This is a genomic window from Alcanivorax sp. HI0044 (assembly GCF_001634945.1).
In genome coordinates this window covers 1-1365 of record NZ_LWEZ01001941.1, presented here as the reverse complement: position 1 = coordinate 1365, position 1365 = coordinate 1, and the positions used below count along the sequence as shown (strand labels likewise).

General features: G+C 58.2%; 3 protein-coding genes. All 3 read left to right on the top strand.

The window, feature by feature from the left end; genetic code table 11:
- Positions 1 to 325: hypothetical protein (locus A3730_RS28790; RefSeq protein ID WP_156501439.1), on the top strand; the 325-nt coding region annotated here is incomplete at its 5' end.
- Positions 326 to 543: 218 nt separating this feature from the next.
- Complete coding sequence (gene rpsL, locus A3730_RS28785; RefSeq protein WP_011587675.1) at positions 544 to 915, top strand: 30S ribosomal protein S12; 372 nt, start codon at positions 544 to 546, stop codon at positions 913 to 915.
- A 133-nt stretch (positions 916 to 1048) separates the two neighbouring features.
- Positions 1049 to 1365, top strand: a 317-nt coding sequence (gene rpsG / locus A3730_RS28780) for a 30S ribosomal protein S7 (RefSeq protein ID WP_063539430.1), incomplete at its 3' end; no start/stop codon positions are given.

Below are 1365 nucleotides of genomic sequence, written 5' to 3'. Positions count from 1 at the left end.
AGCCGAAGACAAGATGCTGCCGCAATATCAGCGTCTGTTGTTGGGTATCACCAAGGCTTCCCTGGCCACCGAGTCCTTCATCTCTGCAGCGTCTTTCCAGGAAACCACCCGCGTTCTCACCGAAGCGGCGGTAACCGGCAAGGAAGACGACCTGCGTGGCCTGAAAGAGAACGTGGTTGTGGGTCGTCTGATCCCGGCCGGTACCGGCTATGCCTACCACATGGACCGTCGCCGCCAGCGTGCTGACGCACGCGGGCCGGAAGCGCCGACCATGGACGAGGTGGAAGCGGCTCTGTCCGAGGCGCTTAGCTCCTCCGACGAGTAGTGCGGGCGTTTTCTTGACCCGATAATGGCGCCCGCACAAGTGGCTGGTGCCATTTCGCCCCTTCGGGGGCAACCGTAGAGATTCTCCGGCGCCTTGACGGGATGCCGGAGGCTCCCTACAATCGCTGCCCCCCATGGTTTCATGGGCGGTAATTGGGTGGCAGGGGCCGTAAACTGACGGTTTTTGTCACAGAACTGTAAGCGTGAGGCAGTAGTTTCATGGCAACTGTAAACCAGCTGGTGCGCAAGCCGCGCAAAAGCAAGGTAGAAAAGAGCGACTCCGTAGCCCTGCAGGGCTGCCCCCAGCGTCGCGGCGTTTGCACTCGGGTGTATACCACTACTCCGAAGAAGCCGAACTCCGCGCTGCGTAAAGTGTGTCGTGTGCGTCTGACCAACGGTTATGAAGTCTCTTCCTACATTGGTGGTGAAGGGCATAACCTGCAGGAGCACTCCGTAGTGTTGATCCGTGGCGGTCGTGTAAAAGACCTTCCCGGTGTTCGCTACCACACCGTACGTGGCACCCTGGATACGGCAGGCGTGCAGGACCGCAAACAGCGTCGCTCCAAGTATGGCGCCAAGCGTCCTAAGTAATACCCAGCTACCTTTTCTGAATGCCGTAGCCCGTGTGGCTGCGGAGGGATGAGTAAGGTCCGGACGGCATGCCGTTCCGGAGTCACCTGAAGCTTTCCCCGCCCAAAGCGGGAATGTTAGAGGAACACATCCGATGCCAAGACGTCGCGTTGTCGCCAAACGGGAGATCCTGCCGGATCCGAAGTTTGGAAGCCAGATTCTGGCCAAGTTCATGAACCATGTAATGGTCAGTGGTAAAAAGTCTGTATCCGAGCGTATTGTTTACGGTGCGCTGGATATTATCACCGAACGCAAAGGGGCTGATTCCCTGGAGATGTTCGAAAAGGCGCTGGACAATATCCGTCCTGCCGTCGAGGTAAAGAGCCGCCGTGTTGGTGGTGCGACTTACCAGGTTCCTGTTGAGGTTCGTCCCAGCCGTCGTACTGCTCTGGCAATGCGCTGGTTGGTTGA

Coding starts and splice junctions, on each gene's coding strand:
- rpsL (WP_011587675.1), top strand. CDS start 544: ATGGCAACTGTAAACCAGCTGGTGCGCAAGCCGCGCAAAAGCAAGGTA.